The sequence below is a fragment of the Okeanomitos corallinicola TIOX110 genome, from assembly GCF_038050375.1.
Taxonomy (GTDB): domain Bacteria; phylum Cyanobacteriota; class Cyanobacteriia; order Cyanobacteriales; family Nostocaceae; genus Okeanomitos; species Okeanomitos corallinicola.
The window spans coordinates 4,340,979-4,366,059 of record NZ_CP150886.1; the positions used below are offsets into that span (position 1 = coordinate 4,340,979).

Below are 25,081 nucleotides of genomic sequence, written 5' to 3' on the forward strand. Positions count from 1 at the left end.
AGTCATTGGTTATTAGTTATTGGTTATTAGTTATGGGTGAAAAGCTCTTACCCATTACCTATTACCAATCACCTACTTCAATACCTCATTGATATCTTGTCCCATTCTCAGCAAATTATCTGCTGTGTTATGTACACCAAATTCTGCTGCTAATTGCGCTCCTAATGTGCCGTGTAAATATAACAATGCCATGATAAAAACTCCGGCAAAGATATAACTCCAGCGCACTTGCATATCTGATTCTTTACAAGAAATATAACGCTGCCATCCTCGCCAAAATGTCATTCCTATCATTAAAGCTAAGAGGAAAACACCGCCTACACCATGCCACATCATGGTTTCCATTGCTTGCAAACCCCAAGAACTTTTTAAGTTTGCTGGGGGAGTTGCTAACAACATTTCATAAAAACCAGCCGCAACTGTGAAGAATGTAACTACTGCCGCAGCTACCATGTTGTACCAACCAACTTCAAATAATTGGGCGCGTTCTACTGTTAAACCCAAAGATTTAAACAACCATTCTTCTATGGGAAAAAGTACAGCAACTAAATCGAAAATAATCCCAATAATGAATAATCCTAATGTGAGGTGAACTAAGTTAGGATGAATGGGAATTGTATAAGGTAGTCCATTTGCTCCCATGTGGGAACTGACTTGATCAATTAATTCTGAATTCATGGTAAAAGTCCATCCTTTACGGCTTCCACAACTGGTACTGTGTGTATTCCATAAACCCACACTAATTCATCACCAAGATAAACTTGAAAACCAACAATTATGGTGACAATTAACCCAATTGCTAAATAATGAATTGGTAATCTTTGGGGGTCACGACTGCGGAGTACATACCGCCAAGCTGTTATGGCAGCGAGAATTCCTGACAATGACCAACCAATTAAGGTATGGTAATTTAAGACAGATTTAACGATGTTGTAAGGTTTGGCTAAACCTGCTTCAAATTGACCAAAAATAATGGCAATAAAAATGGAAACAGTAGCTACAAATAAATTCCAAAAACCTACTTCAAAGAAGCGAGTTTTACCAGTTAAAAAGCCAATTAAATCACAGACAAATGCAAACAATATCATCGCAATTACAAAGTGGACGATGATGGGATGCAATGGATCTGGATATGGTAAATTATGATCATTCAACTTGGTTAAAGATTCTAGCATTTAGTTCTCCTAGATTTAGTTCTCCTAGATTTATTTACTACTCCTCAGACAAACTTGCATAATTACTCAATATCTTCCTTGACATTACAAATATCAATCACGTCTAACCATATTTTGTAGAACATTTTTGTGATATTATTCTGTTAATATGGCATCAGATTAATAGATGATTTGTCAGCGATTTATAGGAAATGATTTGAGTGCAATTCATATACTCATGAAAACAGCAGTACACAGCAATTTGTGATGTAGGTAAATTAAATTGCCGCTGGGGTGCTGTTGAGGCTTTTATTTACTAGACCGATGATTTGAGGCTAAGTAAATTTTTATTAATTGTCAAAAAAACTAAAAGTAGAACTTTTAGAATAGTAGATAGCAAGCGGGGAAATATAAGAATCTGACTACCCCGGCTTTCTGTAGATATTATGAAATAAAATGAAAAGATTTTGATGTCTAGTAGTGTACATTTACGAATTATTACTTTGTTTTTTAAATAACAGAAAACCTAGATAATTTATGCTATATGCCCAAATTTATATGTTAGTAATTGGATGTAATTAAGAATTATTGTAAATTAGATGCCGATAAAATATAGTAATTATCAATAAGTTATCAAAAATATTATTACCCATTACCCATTACCTAATTTGTAATATTGCCAAAAATGTACATTCCCAAACTAGACGAGGTTGAGCATAAGATAATAAATTCTTGCGAGTTTTTTCTAATTGTTTAATTATACTAGGATTTTGTATTTGTTGCCAGTAATATTGTTGTAAATAATCAATTAACCATAATTGTGCTTCTGTATCTAATTCCTTATTAATTTTCTTAGCTAATTCCAAAGCATGACGAAAAGATGTAGGTTTTTTTCTCACATCTTGCAATAATTCACTATTAATATTTTGTAATTGTTGATAAGCTGAAATTGCACTTCCTGGACTTCCAGCAGCTAAACTTAAAACTTCTGGATGTTGTAAAATTTCTGCATTACCTGTGTTAGTTAAAACCTGAGTTACAGCAGCAGTATCTAGACGATAAAAAGGTATTTTTTGACAGCGAGAAACCAAAGTAGGTAAAATCGCATCTGGGGAAGGAGCAATTAAAATTAAAGTTGCTTTACCTGGTTCTTCTAAAGTTTTCAATAAAGCATTTGCAGCAGATTCCGCCATAGTTTCAGCCTGTTCTAAAACTACCATATTTCTAGGAGCTTCTAACGGTGGACGGGATAAAAATTGAGTAATTTCTCGAACTTGTTCCAACCGAATTACCGGCGGTGCTTTCCTTTTAACACCTTTCTCTGCTGCTTCCGCTGCGGTTAACCTTTGTCCTTGATATTGATAAGTTGGTTCAACCCACAATAAAGCGGGGTGGTTTCCTTGACGAATACGATTTTTTAAAATAGATAATTGTTCAGGTTTTACAGAAATAGAAAAAACCAACTCAATAAAACATTTAGCTGCTAAACTCCTACCCACACCATCAGCACCGACAAACAAATAAGCTGGTGCGATACGGTTTTGTTTAACAGACTGAGTTAATAAATCTATTGCTTGTTGTTGTCCTACTAATTCTTGAAACATAATTTATAAGGAGTCAGGAGGGGTGAACGGCCGTTCACCCGTACAGGAATCAGAATAATAAAAAGTTACAAAAATATCATCAAATCATATTCCTCTGCGTCCTCTGCGTCTCTGCGGTTCGATACAAAAAAATCCTTACTACTCATTTTTAATTATCTTTAAAAATCACAGAATTACGAATTAAAATTTCTCTAATATTTTCATGTACCAATTCCTGACTCAAACTCCCATCAACCCGAAAAATTCGAGATGGAAAATTAGCAGCTAATTCCGTATATCCTTGTTGTACACGACGATGAAAATCAATCTTTTCCTGTTCAATTCTATCTAACTTACTTTGACCACGTTTTCGCGCAAGTCCCACCTCCACATCAACATCTAACCAAATAGTTAAATCACTTTGCAAACCACCAGTAGCAATATCATTTAATTGATTAATTAAACTCATATTTAAACCCCTACCATAACCTTGATAAGCAATAGTAGAATCAGTGTAGCGATCGCATAAAATATATTTACCCAATGCTAAATTCGGCTTTAATTCCTGTTCAATGTGTTGCGCTCGATCAGCAGCATATAGCAACAACTCTGTAACCTCACCAACAGGCTTATCCTCAGACTTTTCTAATAACAACCTTCTTAAATCCTTTCCTAACTCAGTTCCCCCCGGTTCACGCGTCAACACCACCGATACACCCAAACTTTCTAACCATTGACTACATAGTTGCATTTGGGTAGTTTTACCGCAACCTTCCACACCCTCAAAAACAATTAATTTACCGTTCATATCTTCAATGCTTCCCCCTGTGAAAATTCCTACCCTAAAATACCGAGTTAGTTCATAATGACACTAATTTGTTTATGATATTTTTCGGATATCTCCATCAACCATAAATTAAATAGATATGATAGATAAAGATAATTTATTACTGCGTAATCTTTGGTACTATGCTCTACCTAGTCACCTACTCAAACCCAGTAAAATGGTAGCAAAAACTATCCTTGATGAACCCGTATTACTGATGAGAAACAAACAGGGTGAAGTTTCCGCAGTTCATGATATTTGTCCCCATCGAGCAGTACCTTTAAGTTGTGGTAGATTTAATGGTCAAGAAGTAGAATGTTGTTATCATGGATGGCGTTTCAACCCCCAAGGGAACTGTGTAGAAATCCCCTCATTATTACCAGAACAAAACACAGATTTAAGTCGTTACGATGTCAAATCCTATCCAATTTATGAAATTCAAGGAAACATTTGGATTTACATGAGTGATGGTAATAATTATGATTTAGAAGAGATAAAAAAACAAGTTCCTATAGTTAAAAGTTTTACCGAAAAGCAACCGGATTTAGTGGAAATAATACCCTTTTCTTGTTTCATAGATCATGCAGTTACAGGATTAATGGATCCTGCTCATTCTCCCTATGTACACAGGGTTTGGTGGTGGAGAACCGGAGAATTACACGAAGAAGTCAAACAATTTGATCCTTCATATTTAGGGTTTACAGTGAGGAAACATAAAATATCAAGTAATGATGAAAATATGAGTCGTCTATATTGGTTAGTCGGTGGTGGTATTCCCGAAGTAGAAATATCCTTTCGTTTACCAGGAGTAAGAATAGAAGAAATTGAATTTGGTAAACATCGAGTTACTAACTTAACCGCAGTCACACCAATTTCGGAAACCGAAACAGAAGTCAACTTTGTTCTCTATGGAATGCCGAATTGGATTAAAATATTTAAACCATTAATTCATATTCTCGCCAGACAATTTTTAGGACAAGATCGAGCAGTAGTAGAAAAACAACAAATAGGACTTAAATACAATCCTATTTTACGACTAATCAAAGATTCAGATATGCAAGCACAATGGTATTATCAATTAAAACGGGAATTTGCCAAAGCCACATCAGAAAAAAGAGAATTTATCAACCCTGTCAAAAGTATACTTTTAAAATGGCGTGCATAAAAAACAATCTTAACTCTGTGTACTCTGTGTCTCTGTGGTTCGTTATTCAAGAACTCGTAGGTAATTTATAAAAATCAAAAAACACCCAGTTTTCTGGGTGAAATAATCTATCTTTTCGTAGTAAAAACAGTAGTAAACATCATCACCATCCCACCAACAAGAATTGAAACTCCTAAAATTCCCGTTATCAAATCCAAAGTACCAGTATCTATGTCCATTATTTAATAACTCCAGAACGCACTTATTTCAGAGTAAAGCAATATTTTCATAAATGCAATTCTAGAAATCCTATTTCCTAACTCTGATCAGGAAACCAAATGTCTATTAATATCGTCTACCAAAATGCAGTGACTTCAATAATGTTTAAATAATGTTTATGCGTCGTTTATTTTTGACCGTTGGAACAGGACTAATAATTGCTTTAGGGATGCAATCACAACTAATTGCAAAACCTCCTACTCCAGCTTCACAAGTAAAATCTAATCAATCAAATCTCAAAATTTTGAAAAAGAATACTGTTTTATGGAAGAAAGCAAACATAGCAAACTATCGTTATCAACTAACTAGAAGTTGCTTTTGTATACCATCAGCTAGACAACCAGTATTGATTGAAGTCCGCAATGGGAAAACAGTTTCTGTCACCTCTGTAGAAACCGGTCAACCTGTGGATAGAGAGTTATTCAATCAATATGATAGAGTACCTAAACTTTTTAGTCTAATTCGTGATGGTATTGCGCGTAAAGCAGACAGCCTGAATGTCAATTATGAACCCAAGGCGGGTTATCCAACGCAAATTAGTATTGACTATAGTCAACAGCAAGCAGATGAGGAATTATATCTGAATGTAGATAAGTTTGAAGTGCTGGATTAGTTTCTAAAAATAAAAATAAATCTTAATTAAGGTTTATTTATAATATCCATGTCCCCAATTTATTTGATACTTTATCCTAGAAGTTGGGGATTTTATTAAAAAGCAGAGCAGGAAGTAAAACACGATTTTAAAATAATTACAGGTAATTTATTTTATATGATATCTAGATTAAATACTTAATTGACCACCAGCTACAGAATAACACGTAACACACCATGATCAAAGGTTTGGTGCGTTACGCTGTTTTTATGCTTACTCCTGAATCCAAACAGAAACCGAACCACCTTGACAACGGAACTCAGCCCAGCCCCATTCATTGCTGTAAACTGGTTCTTGAATATGTTCTGTTAAATCGTAAAATTTGGCGTTAGGTTTACCAACTTCCATCCATTTACTACCACCGGGCCCATCACTCATTAATACAGCCATTGCTTGGGGATGTTCTGCATTTCCTAACCTCGTCCAACCGATGATATTCCAATGATCAAAATAATCATATTGAGAACCATAGGCAAAATTTTGACGGGCATAGAGGAACTTGTCAATTAACCAACGATGGGAAGGAAGATAAATATTATATCGGTTGCCATCTCTTCCCCAATCTTCATATTCTGCACCATAATAATCGGCATAAAATACACAGGGATAACCTTCTGCACGCAGCAAAATTAAGGCATAAGCTAGGGGTTTAAACCAAGGTTCAACCGGTGCTTCTAAGGCTTGTAATGGTTGGGAATCGTGATTTTCTACAAAGGTAACAGCATGAGTTGGTCGTTGCTGCATTAATGTTCCATCTAAAATACGTCGCATATCATAATTACCACCTGCTTTACTGGCATAGTGGAAGTTGTAATGTAAGGGAACATCAAATAAAGACATTTTGCCTTGTACAGCATCAAGATACCAATGTAAGGTGTTAATGTCGTTATACCAATATTCTCCTACCATAAATAAATCTTTTTCAACATATCTTTCCATTTGATCTAACCATTGAGGAAAGAACCAAGTAGAAATATGTTTTACAGCATCTATCCGAAAACCATTAACTTCCGTATTTTCAAGATACCATTCACCCCAACGGGTTACTTCTTCTCTAACTTCAGCATTTTGAAAGTCTAAATCACATCCCATTAAATAAGCAAAGTTGCCTTTTTCTAAGGCTACATAATCATCAAAACGTTTACCATCAAATAAATAGATCGTATTTCTTGCTTGGGAATAATCATCATAATCTACAGCGTCAAAGTGCCACCAATGCCATTGAAAATCTGAATGTTTACCTTGACGACCAGGAAATTTAAAATGGGTATAGGCATTAATATCCTGTTGCCAACCAACGGGGTTTAAACGATCATTTTGGGAGTATGGCGTGGCTTTGGCAATTTCTTTTTCATCTCCTCCCATTCTGTGGTTGAGGACTGCATCGGCGTAGACTTGTAAACCGTTTTTTTGTACTTCTTTAATTGCATCTAGATACTGTTGGCGATCGCCATATTTGGTACGAATCGAACCTTTTTGATCAAATTCTCCCAAGTCGTACATATCATATACGCCATATCCCACATCATAACCACCGGACATTCCTTTGTATGCTGGTGGTAACCACAATGCTGTAAAACCTGCTTTTGCTATTTCTTGGGCTTTGTTTTTTAGATCATTCCACAGGATTAAATTTGGATCAATATACCAGTGGAAATATTGCATCATTACGCCGTTGACTTGGGTCATTTTACTAATTTCCTCAGAGGTTAAAAAATAAGTTTGACATCAAATAAGCTCTTTGATTTTATCCTGGGGATGGACTGAGCTTTTTAGTTTATCCAAAAACCAATGGTATTTTTACGGAAAGTTGTCATTCTTTTTTATTTAAGTTATAATACCAAAATTATTCACATAAAATTGGTATTGATGTCACTTGAATTTATCTTATTTTTCACCAATCATCAATTACCAAATTATTCTTTTTTATATCTTTCTTGCCAAGCAACATAAAAGCATAAAATTCCTAATCATACATAACCCACTGCCCAACTACCACCAGTTCCCCAACCTAAATTAACCACAGTATCGGCTATTGTCCATTGATAACTGTGCATTAAACCAACCCACGATAAAACAGCACCACCTAATGACCAAAATGCGGCTTTTTAAAAATCTCTTTCGATGATAAAAACGGTGATAGCTGCTAAGATCATCGCCGAAAAAATAAACCCCTGCCCTAAGGCAAATGCACCATCAATAAAGGTATCACTTAACCCGGATTTCTCAATTAATGCAGGTGTAAATGGCTGTTCTGGTGTGCCTAAACCTGCTGCTCTCAAGGCGTTTTTGGCTATTAATGCCCCCCATCCCGCAATTCCCGGTAAAAGGCCTACAACTACCGCTGGCGCGTGGTGAGAGGGTGTAGCGGTGAAACTTTGGACAACGATAACAATACCCATCCACAGGACAATGGCCATACTTGCATGAATGGGGATAAAATAGGAAAATAGGGCGATAGAATAATATTGTGGAAAAATTGGAATTTTTTATAAAAATCCAGGCAATTCTCGAAAGTCAGTGTTATAATTTAGTTCCAAACTTAAAAATAGTAAGCCAAGCATCAAAACAACAGTTGAGTATCTAAACTGAACTCCTATAGAAATAAAACCCCCAGCTAGAAACTGAGGGAAATAATCTAATTAAGGTGCATCTACTATTTTCCTATCCGCTTGGTTTATCACCAGATCCGGAAGGCTTAGGTTATCTCAATATTTTTTTGTGTATAATCGAAAAATGTTTTTTAGTTAAACCCCCAGTTCCACCTGAGGGCTGTTGATCAATTAAGGTATATGTACTTCCATCTGGGAGTATGCTCAATCAGGAAGAAATATCAAGATACATAAATTTTTTCGATATTTGATCCAAACTCTTCTGCGTATAGTAAACAGGGTTTGTTGGTTAGTAACCATCAAGCCTTATTTTGATTTAAGCAAACCCTAAATAATTTAATTTGTACTGATAAGTTTAAATCCTGTAGCTTTGAGGATTTCTTCTGTACCTTTTCTCACTATCAAAGTAGGGAAGTCATTTCCATCTTCGGTGATAGGTTGTTCTAAAATGTAAATATAATCTCCGTTAGTCCATCCTGTTACACATTTACCATCACGACAGGAGATTTTACCACCGGTTAATTCAAGACATTGACCTTTGCTATCACATCCTTTGTAACTGAGGTTTCCTGTGTTGTTAACACCTGTCCAAGAGTTGTGATTAGACGTGGTAATTGTCCATTCACCATTACTAATAGTTTGGTTATTATTCTTAGTAGATGGGGATTTATTATTTTGAGAATTGGATGATTTTTGATTTTCGACAAGTTCCATTTTAGTAATTATAGATTCTTGACGAGTTTTACCGCAAGGTTCAGCACTTTCACAATCATTAATTGATTCGATGGTATAAGTAGCGCGGACTTTTTTATTTAAATATTTTCCTTCTTCTGCACAAATATCAAAACTTGCACCAACTTGATGTTCTTTACCTTGTTCATCTACCAAGGTAAGATAACAAAGTAAATCGCCATTAACTAATTCTTTAACTGTACCTATTTTTGGTTGTTGGGTTATATTTTTGGTACTTTCATTGGTACTTTCAAAAGTTGTCGGTGTTGTAATTGGTGAAGTTGTTGGTTGAGATTGTGGAGTAGGATTATTTGCTATTTCTGTTGTTGTATTTGTAGGTGTATTGCTACAACTAATTAGAGAAAGACAACAAAAAATTAAAGATATGCTGGGGACTACTTTTTTCATGGCAATATTGAATAACTACGAATTACGAATTATTTTGACATTTGACTAAATCACCGGGAGAAAAAGCACCATTTTCTGTGATAATTGCAGTGATTAAATTCGCAGGAGTCACATCAAAAGCAGGATTATAATACTCCACACCTGAAGGTGTAATAATAGTCTCCCCAACTTGATAAATTTCTGAGGGATGACGTTCTTCAATGGGAATTTGACTACCTTCAGCGAGGGTAAAATCAATGGTAGAAACTGGTGCAGCCACAAAGAAAGGAACATTATGGGCTTTAGCAACAATTGCTAAACTGTAAGTACCGATTTTATTAGCAGTATCACCATTTGCGGCTATCCTATCTGCACCAACTACTACTGCATCAATTAAACCTTGTTTCATGCAGTGAGCAGCCATATTATCAGTAATGACTGTGACGGGGATACCTTCTTGAACACATTCCCAAGCGGTGAGTTTTGCACCTTGTAAACGAGGACGGGTTTCGTCTGCAAATACTCTGGCTAATCTTCCTTCTCTCCAAGCAGAACGAACTACACCTAATGCTGTACCATAACCAGCTGTAGCTAAAGCACCAGCGTTACAGTGGGTAAGGATGATTAATTTTTCTGGGGTTTTGGGTAAAGCTCTGAAACCGTGATCACCGATAGCTTGACAGGTTTGGATATCTTCGGCGTTGATAGTTTGGGCGGTTTCTAATAGAGTCTGTTGAATTTCTGTGATTGTCCCTAAAGTTTCATAGGCAGTTTGCATCATTCTGCCAATTGCCCAAAATAAGTTTACCGCAGTGGGACGGGTAGAACGTAATAATTGGGCAACCTTTTCTAAACCGTTTAAAAATTCTGTGCGATCGCTAGTTTCAATTTCTCTTGCACCCAAATACATTCCATAAGCAGCAGCGACACCAATAGCCGGCGCACCTCTGACAATCATAGTTCTAATTGCTTCGGCCATGTCTGCACTGCGATGAATTTCCACCACAGCATATTCACCGGGTAAACGAGTCTGATCTATGAGTAATACTGAGTTATTTTGCCAAACAACGGGATAAAGCATAATTTGGTGATTGGTGATTGGGTTATTCATCCTCCCCATCTTTTATGGAACTTACGTAAACGAACCACAGAGACACAGAGAACACGGAGGAATTAGGGTTTGAGATATATTTTGTGTAAGTTTGATTTTACTTTGATAAATAAAGAATCATCATAGCAACTTTGGGGTAATGAAGAGAAATTCAGGTCTATTTTCTTGTTTATCCAACTCAAACAAAACAATCATCCTGTAAATCCTCGAATCCTGGACATCCTGATTCAGACAAATGAAGAATAAATATACTTGCTAATTACGCAACTAGGTAAGGGAATAAACTATCTCATATTTCTTGTTCTCTTCACCTTTGCGTCAGTTACCTTAACAATTCTTAACTCAATTTCCCCAAAAAAGTTTAACCAAGCATTTTTCACCCCAAATTATTGAGAATAGCTGAGAATAGCTCAACGCAATTTCAAGGGTCTTGACTTCTTTCCGGGTCATGTTATGATAGGTTTGAAAATAATCCAAGGGGGTTATATGTCTAAAATTTAAAATCACTCGAAATAAGGGAACGCAGATAAACGCGGATGGACGCAGATAGAAATCTTATAATTTATATATAAGAAACATAAATTCTTACTCTCTGCGCCTCTGCGTGAAAAAATCATGAAAGTATTCTCAATGTCCTAAGATTGGGGAAAATAAACAATCATCATCGCAACTTTGGGATGATTATGAGCGATCGCTTCAGGAACATGACCTAAAAGTGAAAACATTTGACCTTTTTGGACTACAGAACCATTTAATAACAATAAATCATTGCTTTGTAGTAATCTTGAAACTTCTTTAACAAAGTTTCCCCGCAGTTTTTGAATTGACATATCCTCTGGAATTAAACCTGCTGCAATTAAATCAACATCTAATCTTTTATTAGAAACCACCTGTAAAAGTTGCAAAGATGCTTTTAATTCTATGGCTAAAGTTTTCGCTAATTTAATACTTTGAGGAAAGGTACTAGCTTTAGCTTGTTGTGCGGTGAAAGCTAAAAATACTCTTGATGTGTGTTCAATAGGTAGGGGAAAACGACTGACTAAAACAGGTACAGAACTGCGCTGAACAATTTTGTCAATTACACCACCAAATAAATTTTCTTCATAAGTTGAGTAACCTTTCCAACCACAAACTATCACACTAGCTTGTTGTTCTGCTGCTACCCTAGCAATGCCTTTATCAATGGATTCATCTATTCTCCCAATTGGTAAAACTTTGGTGACAGCAGCATGAGCGATCATTTCGGCATTATCTAATAATTGATTTTGTCTGGTTTTATCAGCGGGAGAAATTGGTTCACCTTCTTCTATTAAAATATGTAGAGGTAATAAAGTTCCGGCTGATGATTTAGTCAGGATAATTGCTAATTGTAAAAGATTATCTTCTGTGTTAGGATTAGCAACAGGAATTAACACGCGATCGCCTAATTTTCCAACTTCTGTTTTTTGAGTATTAGCATCTTCCGGTTTCATTTTTTCTCCCCATCTTGCTGTCACCCAAGGGGAAGCAATGCAGGTAACTAAAATCATAGCAATTGTACCATTAACTGTTAATTGATCTACCAATTTGATGTTATAAGCAACAGTAATTGCCGCCAAAGTAGAAGCAGCTTGGGCAACAGATAACCCAAACATGACCATAATTCTATTTTTATTAAAACCAAATAATTTACCCGCACCCCAAGCAGGTATATACTTAGAAATAATAGCAACTGTCACCATTACCCCAGATACTATTAATGACTTTGGTTCTTGAATTAAAATCATGGGGTTGACTAACATTCCCACAGAAATCAGGAAAAATGGCACAAATAAAGTATTGCCAATAAATTGAATTCTGTTCATTAAAGGGCTAAGTTGGGGAATTATTTGAGTAATGGCAACTCCTGCTAAAAATGCCCCAATAATTGGTTCAATTTGGACTACATCAGCACCATAGGAAACTACAAATAAAGTAGCTAAAACAAAAGTAAATTCTGCCCCTTCGTCATGTCCAAACTTCCGAAAAAACCACTTACCTACACGGGGAACACCCCAAAGAGTCAGGAAGGTATAAATAATCAAAGAAGGGATTAAAAATAACCAGAATTGTAAGGTTAAATTACCTTGATGCGCTCTTACAACTACAGCTAATACTAACAGTGCCAAAATATTAGTAATTAATGTCCCACCCAGAGTCGTAGTTAAAACTTGCGATCGCATTATTCCCAATTTACTCACCACAGGTAAAGCTAATAATGTATGGGAAGCAAAACAAGAAGCTACCAACACAGAAGGTAGAAACTCGTAACCTATAGCCAACATTGCCCCCGTACCCAAAACCATCGGTACAGCAAATGTGAGAACCCCAAAAATTAACGCCTTATCAGCGTTATATTTCATATCATCTAGGCTAGTTTCTAAACCAGCCATAAACATCAAAAACAACAAGCCAACAGTACCTAAAAGCTCGATAGTGCTATCTCTAGCTAACAGTCCTAAACCATTTGGTCCAACTATCACCCCAGCCAGAATTAAGCCCACAATCCCCGGTAAGCGGATTTTTTCAAATAGAAGGGGTGCAACCAGCATTATCCCTAAAATCGTCAAAAATACGGGTACAGGTTCTTTAATGGGGGCAGAAACAACCGCTGGCAAGAAAAAATTCATCACATCTATGTTCATAGATATTTCTCTGGTAGTACGTTGGCACTTCCTTAAAATATCTATTAATTTGTGAAAACACAAATGTCATGAGTAACTATTTTTAGATATATTTTCGGGAATTAAGCAAGTTCCTCCTTCAAAGATTCTACTAATGCAGGTAAATATTTTGTAGCCTTACCTTTAAGGAGAGTAAAGCCATCTAATAACTCAGTATTAGGATCAGGATCTATAAAATATTTTCTCGGTACATTTTGAAAGAACTTTAATAAATTCGCAGCGGGATAAACTTGGGCAGAAGTACCAACAACAATAAACACATCTACCTGATTTTGAATTCTATATAAATCATCAACGTGCATATCTACCGCTTCACCAAACCACACTACATCAGGACGTAAATGTTTACCACATTTAGGACATAAATCACCTAATTTTACAGGTTCATTTATTAGTGATTTATAATCACATTGCCAGTCAGAATACATAGGAGGAATATCAAAATGCCATTCACATTTTTGATAATCTATTCTCCCATGAATATGCCAAATATCTTTTACTCCTGCTTTTTCTAACAGAGTATCAATATTTTGAGTAATACAAACCACATCAACATGATTAGCTAATTCAGCAATGGCTAAATGTGCCGCGTTTGGTTGACATTTCTGCATATATTCAAAATCTTCAGCGTGGAAATCTAAAACTAATTTTCGATTTTGCATCCAAGCCAAAGGAGTGGCTACTTCTTCCATGTTATATTTTTCCCAAACTCCTCCAGTATCTCTGTAAGTGGGAATACCACTTTCAGCCGAAAGTCCTGCACCGCTAAAAATAACAATCATTAATTTATGTCAGTGTAAATAATTGCATTATACATAATTATAAATTTTATCAGTAATTAGCCGGATAAGATTAAATATTTTATTGTCAGTATTTAGTCTTGATTGGTTTTATACAAAAAACTTTTTTTATACTTATCTGTAATTTTGCTTTAGTACAGTCAAGAAAGTGGCACTCAAGACACTGAATTTTTAACCCTTGTTGATAAAATTACTATTGTGTGAGGAGTAAGTTTAAGCTAAAAAACGCTTGGGGTGGAAACACGGCAACACTCCCAAGCGTTTTTTATTCTGGCTGTAAACGATATATTTAATTTACTAATATAAGATTCACAGGAAAACTATTGCCATTCTATTTAACCAGTGATATAGTCTAATAGTGTGTGAGGAGCAAAGTTCAAAAAGCGTTTGGGGTGGAAACACGGCAACACTCCCAGACGCTTTTTGCATGAAATAAAGAAATCAAATTTTAGTGCAAATAACCCTCTTCCATGACTCTAGGCAGAAGAAAAAATAAATCCTCAAGTTGTACATCATAAAAAACACACCCAATGAACTCATTCATAATCTGAATTAGCCATTGAAATCCTAGTTGTAAATAGCGATTGTGGAATAGTGTTATCCAAGGTTTAATTAAGCAATAATAAATGTATGGTTGGAGCAGCAACCGTAAGTTATTCAGTCGGTGATTCCAACCAAAAATCTTGTTCCACCAAAGATGTTGATAGAACTTTAATAAGTAAGTGAGTCATTTCTGCTGATGTTGGACTAATACAGATATATTAATTTAACATTTTTTGGATCATTGGGATTTATCAGTTATGATTTGCGTTCGCTTTTAGATACAGCTTTTGTGGCAATGCGCTTTATAACTGCCTTGTGAACTTACTTGTCACTAATGACTAATCACAAAATTGGGTAAATCTCCCCATACAAAAACGGGGACTTTTACCCTAGCGGGAACTATCCTTGATTGAGGAAAATATAAATGTAAGACTAAATGTGATCCCAAGACTATTATGGAATATTTATATTACCTGGCCAATGCTAGTTTAACGCTTAGGGTGGTTCAACACCTGCATCATCAGCCTCAAAACCCTCTTGCCTTTATCACAGTAATTCATCAAATTGATGGTTGGATAGTGAGAATAAAATTTAGAGAACCTATTTCAACACAAGATGACGGAGACTTTCGAGCGTTTTTGAATGAACTAGGAATTAGTTACGAACCACCCATGAGAGTACAAATGGCACTGTGGAGTTTAGAAGCTGGACAGTCTCCCGTAGATGTAATGCGTCGCTATCAAGTAGCAATTGTATCTCATGGTAGCCCAGAACAAGAAGAAATTGAAGCATTTAAACAACAATTTGTCCGGGGTTTAGGCTATTGTCCCGAAACTCTTGCTTAACAACAGGTGAAAGTTAAAAGGAGATGAGTAGGAATTATAACTCAGTTGGCACATCAAAAGCTGCTGGAATATATTCTAGTAGCGTTAAATAATACGTGCCTGTTGATACCTTAGCAAGATATGGTAAGGCAGTTTTTTGCTCAAGTTGTTTTGACAGAGGTTGAGAAAAAACCAAAGCTACATCAAAACGACAGGAGTAATGAGCTTTTTCGGGATACTTAGCTAAAAATATCCCTGCTGTTTGACAGAGCTTTTTTTGCTTTTTGATAGTAATAGAATTTCTACCTCCTGCATCCCAGTTTCCAGTGCTACGGGTTTTTACTTCTATAAATGCCAATATTGAATTTTCAGGATTTTGAGGTTGCTGACTAACATCAGTAACTTTTTGATCAACATATTCCGCAATAATATCTATTTCTCCCCAGCGACAAGAAAAGCGACGATGCAGAATTTTCCAACCTGTGGATTTTAGCCATTGGGTAACTAGGTCTTCACCTAAGTCACCAATATCAGCATAATGAAATGGAGGCAGTTTAGGCATGAATTAAAAATACTCAAAATACTCCAAAAATACCATGAATATCAAGTATCGTATTTTCTCACTCATACTCAGTGGACTGCTTTGGGCAATTATTCCCTTAACAGCATTATTTGGTTTAACATCAACGGCTTTAGCACTAGAATACAATAAACAAAACTTAATTGAAGCAGACTTTTCTGGTAGGGATCTCACAGATTCTAGCTTTGATCATGCTAATCTTCGTTATAGCAATTTTAGTCATGCTAACTTGCGTGGTGTAAGGTTTTTTGCAGCAAATCTCGAATCTGCAAATTTAACAGGTGCGGATTTAACAAATGCCACTCTAGATTCTTCACGTTTAATCAAGACTAACTTAACTAACGCTGTTTTAGAAGGTGCATTTGCGGCCAATGCCAAATTTGACGGTGCTATCATTGATGGTGCAGATTTTACCGATGTATTATTGCGTCGGGATGAACAGGCTAAATTATGTAAAGTAGCTCAGGGTACTAATCCTATTACTGGTAGAGATACCAGAGAGTCTTTATTTTGCCCTTAACAGAAAATTAGATTATACAGGATAAACCGTAATCTCCCTGACTAAATTGAAAAGTCAGGGATTTGAGGAAAAGCTTATCTATAAAAAATTTCGTAGCTTATAATACTGAGTGAATGACAATTCTTCTGTTTAAACTCTATACTTAGAAATAATTGTATAATTTTTCTTGGGCATAAAACCAGATGTTCACCCATTTTCAGGTCTGGATAGAGCTTTTTCAAGCCAAACTATCGAGGTATATTGTCACTTGGGTATTTACTAGCATTGTAGCTGTAGAAATAGCAATATTAATTCCATCTTATTGGCGACGTGAAAATGAACTACTATCAAAACTAGAAAATGTTTCCAATGAAGTGTTTTCTGCTCTTGTTTACAAAGTTGAACAGGGAGAAAATCCTCAAGAAATGTTGAATATGACCACTAGAAAACTCAAACCAGATTCTGCAATTCGCGGAGGAGTGCTTTACCAAGCTGATGGTCAGTTAATCAAAAAATTCGGTGAAAAACCTGATATTTCCTATAATGATGTAGCTAAGTCTCAGATTTCACGGCTAAGAAGCAAAGATAAACAATATTACGATGTTGTTTGGTTTATGCCTAAACAGCAAACAAAATATATCCTAATTGTCCGTCATAATTCTGCTAATGTGCAAGGAGAATTATACGCTTTTTCAGTAAGAATTGCAGGATTGGTTTTATTAATATCTATTTTTGTTACTTTCACCACAATGTTAACTTTGGGAGTAACCGTTATTAGACCAATTTTGTTATTAAGAGATGATTTATTAGCTGCGGGTGAAGCTATTAGTGAAGATTGGGATGATCCAATTTTTGCTACTTTATCTATGTCTAAACAGGATGAAATGGGAGAGGTAATTGCAGCTTTTCGACAAATGTTTGCAAGAGTGAGAAAAGAAATCCGCGAGCGCCAAAAAGTAGAAGCTTGTTTGCGGGATGAAAAGCAAAAATCAGATCGTTTATTACTGAATATTTTACCAGCAGAAATTGCCCAACAATTAAAGCAAGAAGAAAGTGCGATCGCTAATCGTTTTGATGAAGTAACAATTCTATTTGCTGACATTGTTAATTTTACTGGTTTATCTGCTCAAATATCCCCGATAGAATTAGTCAACTCTCTCAATGAAATCTTTTCTAATTTTGATAGATTAGCGGAATTTTATGGATTAGAAAAAATTAAGACTATTGGTGATGCTTATATGTTGGTTGGTGGTTTACCTACTGCTAGATCGGATCATGCTAGTGCAGTGGCAAAAATGGCTTTAGATATGCAAAAAAGTATATCTCAATTTAAAACACCTACAGGGAAATCATTTCAATTAAGAATTGGGATTAATACAGGTTCTGTTGTGGCTGGGGTAATTGGTTTAAAAAAGTTTAGTTATGATTTATGGGGTGATGCGGTTAATGTCGCTAGTCGCATGGAATCTCATGGAGTTGTTGGTAAAATTCAGGTTTCTGAAACTACTTATTTACACATTAAAGAGGATTATAAATTAGAAAAGCGAGGAGAAATAAAAGTTAAGGGTAGAGGGATGATGACTACTTATTTTTTAATTGGTGATTAGTTATTAGGCATGAGGTTATTATTATTAATTTTCCCCCTATTTCCCTTACCTTATTTTACCTACCATAAAATAATAAACTAATCCCCAAAATTGCTACTATTACCCCAATTATTGCTCTCCTCGTGACCTTTTCACCCATGAGAACAGCTAGGGGAATAATAAAAATTGGGCTTGTTTGCATGAGAGTGGCAGCAATACCGACATCAGTTAATTTGATTGCTGTCTGCTGTAACCAAATCGCTAAATATGTACCTAAAAAGGCGGCTAAAAAACAATAAAAAATAACTCGTTTTGACAGCTTAACAACATTTATAAAAATATGATTGCTTTGATTGGGTAACAATGCCCAAATTATGGTTACAAAAAATCCCGCAGTTAATCTTAATAATGCTGCCCATAAGGGGGAAATGTTGATCTGACTAAATGCAGCGCGAGATAAAATCGCACCAGTAGAATTAGCTGCTGCGGCTAATACCCCTAAACTAATTCCCTTCCATAGCTGGGTTGTAGAAGTATTGTTACCACCGCTAACCCTTTCTGTTACTACCCAAGCAACACCTAAAATAGTGAGTAAAATACCACACCATGCACTAGGATTGAGAATTTCACCTAGAAAAATATTAGCAGCGATCGCACTCATGGGTGGTGCTAAAGTTTCTATCAGCAAAGCGCGACGGGGTCCAAGTTTGTTAATAACTGCGAAAAAAGCTGTATCTCCAAAACCAATACCTACTGCACCACTGAGGAAAATCAATAATAAAGGTAAAGGTGCAAGGGTAGGTAAAAAATCCCCAGTTATGACAATGGTAATTAGTAAGAGAGCGATCGCAATTACACCTTTGATTAAGTTTAGCTGTAATGGGGGGATACGTTGCCCTAATACTCCATATACTACAGAGGCGATCGCCCACAAACCAGCCGCAGACAAGGCTGCTAGTTCTCCTCCTGCATTGCTAAAGGGAACAATTAATAAACTATTAAAAATTATTGATTCTCCTTACTTTGGGATAAAAACTATTTCATAATACATCAAATTAGGCGAATTAAAATTAGCACTCTAACAAAACAAGTGCTAAATTTTTAAGAAATTTTAAAACCAGTAAATAGAGTTGTAATTTATGTGTTTTTGTGGTTATAGTGAAATACATAGGAATAATCATTAATTCTGCAATTATCCATGACAAATTAAATAGCTGACCACGAAATAGAAAGCCAAAAATCAAAACTCATAATTATTAACTTAATTAACTTAAAAACTAATGAGTAATGACCAATGGCTAATCAGTAATAACTAACTTGGAGGATTGGAATGAAATATACTTTTGATATTGTCGGAGTATCTCCAGTATTGCATTTTTTCAATCATGAACAGGAAAACCTACAAAAACCCCAATCGCAAGGTGTAGAATATTTAGGTACTCAAATTTGTACTCTAGATGCGTTTTTAGCGTCTGTAGAATCAGTTCCTGACACTGGAAACTGGCATTTAGATAAAGTTGTAGACACCGTAATTGAATTTTGGTTAAACAATGCAGAGACTATCCAATATTGGAAAACTAGATTACAAGATGCAGGTGAAGATAACTTATTAGTAGCGAGATTAGCAGACATCAAATCGTTACAAGCAGAATTTGAATCTTTACTAGGTAAAAATTAAAGAAATGCTCACCCCAACCCCCTTGAAAAGGGGGACTAGGATTTGGTTTGTGAGAAATTTTTCAATAAGGATCAGAATCAAATCTACCTCGCTTGATACTTCTGAGATAATAACCCCGTGCAGGTAATTTATTCAAATCAAAAGAATCACCTCTAGGAACGCGCCAAATTTTATAGTCATAATATGTAAGAGGTTGACCAGGTTTGCAAACTTCTGGGGGGTGATCTCCAAATACAAAATAGACAGAACCCCGACCCATAACCTTAGCAATACCATATTTATCAACCAGTAAAGAAGTTTCTTCACTAATAGCTATACCCAAAGCAGTTGGAGACACACCATCTTGAATTTGCCTAGCAATAAAAACCATAATTCTCCCCATTCGTTTGCGTTCATCAAAATGGGTATCAATTACAGTTCTCCGTAAATGTTTCCACTGAAAAAAGTTATAGGTAAAGGTAATATTCCGATAGGGATCTTCTACTGCTTCATTGGTTTCAATACTATCCTCACAGGCACAGGAATCATAAACAAATTCACTTTGAATCATTGCCCCTGCACTTGTACCACCAATAGCTCCCCCTTTATCATAAACTGATTTAATTGCAGCTTCTAACTTAGTATTTTTCCAGTTGCGGATATATTGACATTGATCACCACCAGCAAAGAAAATTACCCCAGCATTTCTGACCTTATCAAAGATATCAGTTCTGTTTGCTTCTTGTTTGTTTCTGATGATTAAAGTTTCCACATAATTTACACCTCTCATCCGATAAATTAATTGGTTGTAATCATCATTACCAGCAGCACGAATTACTAAAACATTAATTTTTTTGTCTGAATTGTAACCACCTCTAACTTGATCGATCATCCACTGAATAGCGTCATCAACATCTGGACCGCCACCGCCTAAATTATGGACAGGGCCAGCTAAGGTAGGCAGTTTATATTTATAGACAGTTTTCGGTGAGGAAGGACGAACATCCCTAGTGATATCTGTAAAGAATCGCCTCAAGTTGGTTTTCAGATGGTTGATAATCCGGTTTACTATCCTGGAGAGGAGAGTTTTTGCATTCTTTAAACGCCTGGCTAGATGGGGGAATGCCTTTGTCATAGTTATCTTTTGGCGCAAACAGCAATCACCCTAACTCTCGCATCAATAGGGGTAAAATTCCCAGCGTATAAGCTTTGTACTGTTTTTTTACGCCAAAAACCCAGAGTAATTAATCATTCTCTGAACTTATCTGCAAAAACCACATTTTTAGGAGGTTTTATTTTACCAATCAATTAGCGATCGCTCTTTTATAACTCTGGCATAGACAGTTTCCGTTCTTTTAGCTAATTTTGGCCATCTAAACCTGCGTTCTAAATCTTGATAGGCGTTATCTATCAACCATTGCCGATAACCTGGATTTTTTAAAACTTCCAAAATTCCCCAGGCTAAAGAATCAGAATTATTGACTTTAGTGACAATCCCTGTTTTTGTATGTTGTACCACTTCCGGTAAACCACAGGAGTCGGAAACCACTACAGGAACTCTCGAAGCAAAACTTTCTAAAGCCACGATACCAAAAGGTTCATAAAGACTAGGAAAAACTGCACAGTCAGCAACTGTTTGAAATTTGTCTAAGTATTCATCAGAGAGGAAACCAGTAAAATAAAATTTATGCCAAAGTCCTAAATCCCAAACTTGTTGTTTTAAATGGTCAGTATTACCACCACCAACAATGACAAATTTAACATCATCTCCCATTTCCCACAGTACCCTGGGAGCAGCATTAATTAATACTTGGACACCTTTTTCATAGGCCATTCTGCCCACATAATAAACAATTTTTTCATGATCGGTGGCAAATTGACGACGAAAATCTTGAGCATGAAAATCTTGGTGATGCTGTTTTTTTTCAGGCCGAATACCATTATAAATAACATCAATTTTATTCCCAGGAATATGTAAAGTGCGAACTACTTCACTCCGCATATATTCAGTACAAACAATGACACGCCAAGCATTATAAGCTAGTAAATTTTCCTTACCATAAATGTAGCGTTGGGTATCATTATGGATGCCATTACATCGCCCATGTTCTGTGGCGTGAAGGGTAGCAATTAAGGGAATTTTAAAAGTATGCTTCAGGGCGATCGCCCCATCACCCACTAACCAATCATGGGCATGAATCAGATCAAAATCTCCTTCTTCCTGAATTAATTTTCCTCCGTGATCTCCCATACTTTCATTTAAATTAACTACCCAATGAAAAAAGTCATTACTCTGGGCTACTGGTACTCGATGTACATGAATACCTTCAACAACTTCATATAAAGATGCAGATGGAACTTCTGGTGTAATCAAGTGAATGTCATGTCCTAGCTTTACCAGTTCAGGGTATAATTCCGCTACATGACGGGCAATTCCCCCTACTATCCTTGGTGGAAATTCCCAACACAGCACCAGTATTTTCATGAACTTGACTCCCCAATTACAAAAATTTAAAAACACCAGAAAAGACTATTTTTATCTCAAAATAATGAACTAAGATCATTCCCATCAGAGAGATCAGAAAAACTTTATAATTTTTTAAGAGTTTTTTGCATCAAGCTTATCATATTGACTTATGATTAATAGCTGCATAAAAAACCCGATTTCTTGATGAAACCGGGTTGATCATTTCTAGCTCTCAGTAGTTAACTAGGGTTTGCGGAAAAAGTGTTGTCGTGAAGACAGGTGACAGGTGACAGTTTCAAGAGTTGAATGAGAATGATATTTTCCTTTCAGCAGGAATTAAATGTAAGGTTTTTCAGTTCTCACCTCATCAAATCTGGCACTTTTTCAACTTTAAATAAGCTCAAATCTTTTCCCTGTAATGCTTTCATATTTATTCTGTGAAAATTCCTATTTGATGGCGTGCAGGATCAAGAATGAGTTTTCACCTGCACCTCCTGCACTAATTCTGATCTAACTTCAACACCGCCATAAAAGCCTCTTGGGGTACATCCACCGTACCTACAGATTTCATCCGCTTTTTACCTTTGGCTTGTTTCTGCAACAATTTCTTCTTCCGGCTAATATCACCACCGTAACACTTTGCAAGTACATCCTTCCGTAAAGCTGGAATATGTTCACTGGCAATAACTTTACTACCAATGGAAGCTTGAATGGGAACTTTAAATTGATGCCGAGGAATTAGTTCTTTGAGCTTTTCAGCCATTGCCCTGCCAACATTGTAAGCTTTATCTCGATGGACAATCATTGCTAAAGAATCTACCGGATCACCGTTAATCATAATATCCAACTTCACCAAATGATTCTCACGATAGCCAATCAGATGATATTCCATACTCGCATAACCACGAGAACGGGATTTCATTTGGTCAAAAAAGTCCGTAACAACCTCTGCCAAAGGTAATTCATAGGTAAGGGTAGTCCGTCCTTGGGTGAGATATTTCATATCTTTGAACACACCCCGACGAGTTTGAGACAACTCCATCAAAGTCCCAACGTAGGTTTCTGGAGTAATCATTTCTACCTTGACATAGGGTTCTTCTATTCTTTCCCGGTCATTAGGTGCGGGTAAATGACTAGGATTATCTATGTACAGTTCTTCACCCTTGTTCGTAATCACCTTATAAACCACGGAAGGGGCGGTAATAATTAAATCCAGGTTATATTCTCGTTCCAAGCGTTCTTGGACGATTTCCATGTGCAGTAAACCCAAGAAACCGCAACGGAAACCAAAACCCATAGCGCTAGAAGTTTCTGGTTCATAATGTAAAGCTGCATCATTAAGACTCAACTTTTCCAATGCTTCCCGCAAATCTTCAAACTGATCTGCATCTATGGGAAACATCCCACAAAATACCATGGGGTTAGCTTCGGTGTAGCCAGGTAAAGGTTCAGCGGCTTTGGCTTTAGATAAGGTGATAGTATCACCTACCCTGGCATCAGCTACAGCTTTAATAGATGCGGCGAAATAACCTACCTCTCCAGCGTGGAGTTCTTCTACTTGTTTCTGGTTAGGAGAGAGAACACCTAACTCATCAATTTCGTATTCTTTACCCGATGCCATTAAATAAACGCGATCGCCTTTTTTAACCGTTCCATCCATCACCCGGAAATAAACAATTACTCCCCGGTAGCTGTCATAATAACTATCAAAAATTAATGCTCGTAAGCGTTCATCAACCGTATTAGCTGCTGGGGGTACTCGCTCGACGATCGCCTCTAAAATTTCAGGAATTCCAATTCCTTCCTTAGCAGAAGCCAAAATTGCCCCACTGCAATCTAAACCGATAATTTCTTCAATTTCACCAACTACTCGATCTGGTTCTGCTCCTGGTAAATCAATTTTATTTAACACTGGAATAATTTCTAAATCATGCTCCAGTGCCAAGTACACATTGGCCAAGGTTTGGGCTTCTACACCTTGGGAGGCATCCACAACCAATAAAGCACCTTCACAAGCTGCCAAACTACGGGACACTTCATAGGAAAAATCCACGTGTCCGGGAGTATCAATTAGGTTGAGAACATATTGCTGACCATCTTTAGCGGTATAGTTCATCCGGGCAGCTTGCAGCTTAATTGTAATACCGCGCTCCCGTTCCAGATCCATGTTGTCAAGAAACTGCTCTTTCATCTGTCGGTTTTCTACAGTTCCAGTGGCTTGTAGTAAGCGATCAGCGAGAGTAGATTTCCCGTGGTCAATGTGAGCAATAATACAGAAATTACGAATGCGAACTGCGGGAACGTCAGTCATATACTATCTTTGCTTGAGCAGCAACCAAAAGTTAAAACTATTTACTTCATGTATTTTAATGCTTTCTCAGCCAAGACGGTAATTTACTGATTCTATGGACAGGTGAATATTTGATAAGATCATGCAACTCTATTTATATCTATCGGTATTGGTATTGATAAATTAGGAGGCATACAATCAAGATAAATTTTACTCAACATAACTTCTAGAGAGGGAGCTAGTGTCTAGCCAGTTATATTCAAAGAGACATTTAAGACTTGCTCCTCTTAGTTTGCTACTATTTGCCATAGCTATCTAACTGCACTTTTTCATTTATCAGCGAAATAGCTCCAACCGTTAATCTAACTGCTTGACAAACTTTTGGATAAAAACATTTTAGAAAATCTAAACCTATGAATATGCAACCAGAACCCAACAATAGTGAGACAGTACACACTAAAAAGGTAGAAGTCTCTGTCAGTCTCGATCCTGAGTTAATGGATCAAATTCAGCATCTGACCAACGATCCCAGTAAAGTAATTGAAGTTGCCATCCGTCAGTGGTTGCGGGGTGATGTACCCAGAGATGATGAGTTAACACGCACGCCAAGACGCATACCTGTTCCCCCTAGAGGAGAATGGAATGATTGAGAT

General features: G+C 36.4%; 21 protein-coding genes and 1 pseudogene. 7 read left to right on the forward strand and 15 right to left on the reverse strand.

The features are described from left to right. Positions 1-72 precede the first annotated feature (72 nt). From WJM97_RS19015 to tmk, 4 genes are all read right to left on the reverse strand, one after another. Positions 73-678 carry a DUF2231 domain-containing protein gene (locus WJM97_RS19015; protein WP_353930338.1) on the reverse strand — a complete coding sequence of 202 codons (606 nt, stop codon included), beginning with the start codon at positions 676-678 and terminating at the stop codon, positions 73-75. Further along, entirely contained in the window at positions 675-1,175 is a 501-nt protein-coding gene (locus WJM97_RS19020) for a DUF2231 domain-containing protein (protein ID WP_353930339.1), read from the reverse strand. Before WJM97_RS19020 ends, WJM97_RS19015 begins: the two co-directional genes overlap by 4 nt. A 638-nt stretch (positions 1,176-1,813) precedes the next feature. Continuing rightward, entirely contained in the window at positions 1,814-2,758 is a 945-nt protein-coding gene (locus WJM97_RS19025) for a DNA polymerase III subunit delta' (RefSeq protein ID WP_353930340.1), read from the reverse strand. Positions 2,759-2,906: 148 nt separating this feature from the next. Next, positions 2,907-3,545: a dTMP kinase gene (gene tmk, locus WJM97_RS19030; RefSeq protein ID WP_353930341.1), complete on the reverse strand. Its 639-nt coding sequence runs from the start codon at positions 3,543-3,545 to the stop codon at positions 2,907-2,909. Between the two features lie 118 nt (positions 3,546-3,663). On the opposite strand from tmk, the gene WJM97_RS19035 reads away from it, so the two are divergent. Both WJM97_RS19035 and WJM97_RS19040 read left to right on the forward strand, forming a co-directional pair. Then, positions 3,664-4,728 carry an aromatic ring-hydroxylating dioxygenase subunit alpha gene (locus tag WJM97_RS19035; RefSeq protein ID WP_353930342.1) on the forward strand — a complete coding sequence of 355 codons (1,065 nt, stop codon included), beginning with the start codon at positions 3,664-3,666 and terminating at the stop codon, positions 4,726-4,728. Between the two features lie 376 nt (positions 4,729-5,104). Continuing rightward, the gene (locus WJM97_RS19040) at positions 5,105-5,599 is read left to right on the forward strand and encodes a DUF6174 domain-containing protein (RefSeq protein WP_353930343.1); all 495 of its coding nucleotides are present in this window, start codon (positions 5,105-5,107) and stop codon (positions 5,597-5,599) included. A gap of 252 nt (positions 5,600-5,851) precedes the next feature. Here the strand turns inward: WJM97_RS19040 and WJM97_RS19045 are convergent, their stop codons facing one another. The 6 genes and pseudogenes from WJM97_RS19045 to WJM97_RS19070 all read right to left on the reverse strand — a co-directional run bounded on the left by WJM97_RS19045 (position 5,852) and on the right by WJM97_RS19070 (position 13,964). After that, positions 5,852-7,327 carry an alpha-amylase gene (locus WJM97_RS19045; protein ID WP_353930344.1) on the reverse strand — a complete coding sequence of 492 codons (1,476 nt, stop codon included), beginning with the start codon at positions 7,325-7,327 and terminating at the stop codon, positions 5,852-5,854. Positions 7,328-7,608: 281 nt separating this feature from the next. Then, positions 7,609-8,100 (reverse strand): annotated as a pseudogene (locus WJM97_RS19050) (NCS2 family permease); the annotation flags it as partial. Positions 8,101-8,586: 486 nt separating this feature from the next. Continuing rightward, complete coding sequence (locus tag WJM97_RS19055; RefSeq protein WP_353930345.1) at positions 8,587-9,390, reverse strand: hypothetical protein; 804 nt, start codon at positions 9,388-9,390, stop codon at positions 8,587-8,589. A gap of 22 nt (positions 9,391-9,412) precedes the next feature. Beyond that, complete coding sequence (gene mtnA, locus WJM97_RS19060) at positions 9,413-10,450, reverse strand: S-methyl-5-thioribose-1-phosphate isomerase (RefSeq protein ID WP_353933217.1); 1,038 nt, start codon at positions 10,448-10,450, stop codon at positions 9,413-9,415. Between the two features lie 665 nt (positions 10,451-11,115). Continuing rightward, entirely contained in the window at positions 11,116-13,143 is a 2,028-nt protein-coding gene (locus tag WJM97_RS19065) for a cation:proton antiporter (RefSeq protein ID WP_353930346.1), read from the reverse strand. A gap of 101 nt (positions 13,144-13,244) precedes the next feature. After that, a complete protein-coding gene (locus tag WJM97_RS19070) occupies positions 13,245-13,964 on the reverse strand; it encodes a Sir2 family NAD-dependent protein deacetylase (RefSeq protein ID WP_353930347.1) in 720 nt (239 codons plus the stop codon). Between the two features lie 1,016 nt (positions 13,965-14,980). Between WJM97_RS19070 and WJM97_RS19075 the strand changes: the two genes are divergently transcribed. Further along, positions 14,981-15,370: a hypothetical protein gene (locus WJM97_RS19075; RefSeq protein WP_353930348.1), complete on the forward strand. Its 390-nt coding sequence runs from the start codon at positions 14,981-14,983 to the stop codon at positions 15,368-15,370. 34 nt (positions 15,371-15,404) lie between these two features. On the opposite strand, the gene WJM97_RS19080 is transcribed toward WJM97_RS19075, so the two are convergent. Beyond that, positions 15,405-15,911, reverse strand: a complete 507-nt coding sequence (locus WJM97_RS19080) for a YraN family protein (protein ID WP_353930349.1) — start codon at positions 15,909-15,911, stop codon at positions 15,405-15,407. Positions 15,912-15,945: 34 nt separating this feature from the next. On the opposite strand from WJM97_RS19080, the gene WJM97_RS19085 reads away from it, so the two are divergent. Beyond that, complete coding sequence (locus tag WJM97_RS19085; protein WP_353930350.1) at positions 15,946-16,449, forward strand: pentapeptide repeat-containing protein; 504 nt, start codon at positions 15,946-15,948, stop codon at positions 16,447-16,449. A 182-nt stretch (positions 16,450-16,631) separates the two neighbouring features. After that, positions 16,632-18,035 carry an adenylate/guanylate cyclase domain-containing protein gene (locus WJM97_RS19090; protein ID WP_353930351.1) on the forward strand — a complete coding sequence of 468 codons (1,404 nt, stop codon included), beginning with the start codon at positions 16,632-16,634 and terminating at the stop codon, positions 18,033-18,035. 55 nt (positions 18,036-18,090) lie between these two features. On the opposite strand, the gene WJM97_RS19095 is transcribed toward WJM97_RS19090, so the two are convergent. Next, on the reverse strand, positions 18,091-18,963 hold the full coding sequence (locus WJM97_RS19095; protein ID WP_353930352.1) for a DMT family transporter: 873 nt from the start codon (positions 18,961-18,963) through the stop codon (positions 18,091-18,093). Positions 18,964-19,344: 381 nt separating this feature from the next. Between WJM97_RS19095 and WJM97_RS19100 the strand changes: the two genes are divergently transcribed. Then, positions 19,345-19,692 (forward strand): hypothetical protein, encoded by a 348-nt coding sequence (locus tag WJM97_RS19100; protein ID WP_353930353.1) that lies wholly within the window; start codon positions 19,345-19,347, stop codon positions 19,690-19,692. A gap of 61 nt (positions 19,693-19,753) precedes the next feature. On the opposite strand, the gene WJM97_RS19105 is transcribed toward WJM97_RS19100, so the two are convergent. The 3 genes from WJM97_RS19105 to lepA form a co-directional block, all read right to left on the reverse strand. Further along, positions 19,754-20,806, reverse strand: a complete 1,053-nt coding sequence (locus WJM97_RS19105) for a Type 1 glutamine amidotransferase-like domain-containing protein (RefSeq protein ID WP_353930354.1) — start codon at positions 20,804-20,806, stop codon at positions 19,754-19,756. 162 nt (positions 20,807-20,968) lie between these two features. Then, entirely contained in the window at positions 20,969-22,156 is a 1,188-nt protein-coding gene (locus WJM97_RS19110; protein ID WP_353930355.1) for a glycosyltransferase family 4 protein, read from the reverse strand. Between the two features lie 481 nt (positions 22,157-22,637). Then, positions 22,638-24,449: a translation elongation factor 4 gene (lepA, locus tag WJM97_RS19115; protein ID WP_353930356.1), complete on the reverse strand. Its 1,812-nt coding sequence runs from the start codon at positions 24,447-24,449 to the stop codon at positions 22,638-22,640. A 392-nt stretch (positions 24,450-24,841) separates the two neighbouring features. Here lepA and WJM97_RS19120 point away from each other — a divergent pair, with 392 nt between their 5' ends. After that, a complete protein-coding gene (locus WJM97_RS19120; protein WP_353930357.1) occupies positions 24,842-25,078 on the forward strand; it encodes a ribbon-helix-helix domain-containing protein in 237 nt (78 codons plus the stop codon). Positions 25,079-25,081: the final 3 nt, after the last annotated feature.

What these genes read in the sequence shown, in the direction of transcription:
- WJM97_RS19120 (WP_353930357.1), top strand. Translation starts at nt 24,842, where the DNA reads ATGAATATGCAACCAGAACCCAACAATAGTGAGACAGTACACACTAAA.
- WJM97_RS19065 (WP_353930346.1), bottom strand. Translation starts at nt 13,143, where the DNA reads ATGAACATAGATGTGATGAATTTTTTCTTGCCAGCGGTTGTTTCTGCC.
- WJM97_RS19090 (WP_353930351.1), top strand. Translation starts at nt 16,632, where the DNA reads ATGTTCACCCATTTTCAGGTCTGGATAGAGCTTTTTCAAGCCAAACTA.
- WJM97_RS19080 (WP_353930349.1), bottom strand. Translation starts at nt 15,911, where the DNA reads ATGCCTAAACTGCCTCCATTTCATTATGCTGATATTGGTGACTTAGGT.
- mtnA (WP_353933217.1), bottom strand. Translation starts at nt 10,450, where the DNA reads ATGCTTTATCCCGTTGTTTGGCAAAATAACTCAGTATTACTCATAGAT.
- WJM97_RS19105 (WP_353930354.1), bottom strand. Translation starts at nt 20,806, where the DNA reads ATGACAAAGGCATTCCCCCATCTAGCCAGGCGTTTAAAGAATGCAAAA.
- WJM97_RS19040 (WP_353930343.1), top strand. Translation starts at nt 5,105, where the DNA reads ATGCGTCGTTTATTTTTGACCGTTGGAACAGGACTAATAATTGCTTTA.
- WJM97_RS19070 (WP_353930347.1), bottom strand. Translation starts at nt 13,964, where the DNA reads ATGATTGTTATTTTTAGCGGTGCAGGACTTTCGGCTGAAAGTGGTATT.
- WJM97_RS19025 (WP_353930340.1), bottom strand. Translation starts at nt 2,758, where the DNA reads ATGTTTCAAGAATTAGTAGGACAACAACAAGCAATAGATTTATTAACT.
- lepA (WP_353930356.1), bottom strand. Translation starts at nt 24,449, where the DNA reads ATGACTGACGTTCCCGCAGTTCGCATTCGTAATTTCTGTATTATTGCT.
- tmk (WP_353930341.1), bottom strand. Translation starts at nt 3,545, where the DNA reads ATGAACGGTAAATTAATTGTTTTTGAGGGTGTGGAAGGTTGCGGTAAA.
- WJM97_RS19020 (WP_353930339.1), bottom strand. Translation starts at nt 1,175, where the DNA reads ATGCTAGAATCTTTAACCAAGTTGAATGATCATAATTTACCATATCCA.
- WJM97_RS19015 (WP_353930338.1), bottom strand. Translation starts at nt 678, where the DNA reads ATGAATTCAGAATTAATTGATCAAGTCAGTTCCCACATGGGAGCAAAT.
- WJM97_RS19100 (WP_353930353.1), top strand. Translation starts at nt 19,345, where the DNA reads ATGAAATATACTTTTGATATTGTCGGAGTATCTCCAGTATTGCATTTT.
- WJM97_RS19075 (WP_353930348.1), top strand. Translation starts at nt 14,981, where the DNA reads ATGGAATATTTATATTACCTGGCCAATGCTAGTTTAACGCTTAGGGTG.
- WJM97_RS19085 (WP_353930350.1), top strand. Translation starts at nt 15,946, where the DNA reads ATGAATATCAAGTATCGTATTTTCTCACTCATACTCAGTGGACTGCTT.
- WJM97_RS19035 (WP_353930342.1), top strand. Translation starts at nt 3,664, where the DNA reads ATGATAGATAAAGATAATTTATTACTGCGTAATCTTTGGTACTATGCT.
- WJM97_RS19045 (WP_353930344.1), bottom strand. Translation starts at nt 7,327, where the DNA reads ATGACCCAAGTCAACGGCGTAATGATGCAATATTTCCACTGGTATATT.
- WJM97_RS19055 (WP_353930345.1), bottom strand. Translation starts at nt 9,390, where the DNA reads ATGAAAAAAGTAGTCCCCAGCATATCTTTAATTTTTTGTTGTCTTTCT.
- WJM97_RS19110 (WP_353930355.1), bottom strand. Translation starts at nt 22,156, where the DNA reads ATGAAAATACTGGTGCTGTGTTGGGAATTTCCACCAAGGATAGTAGGG.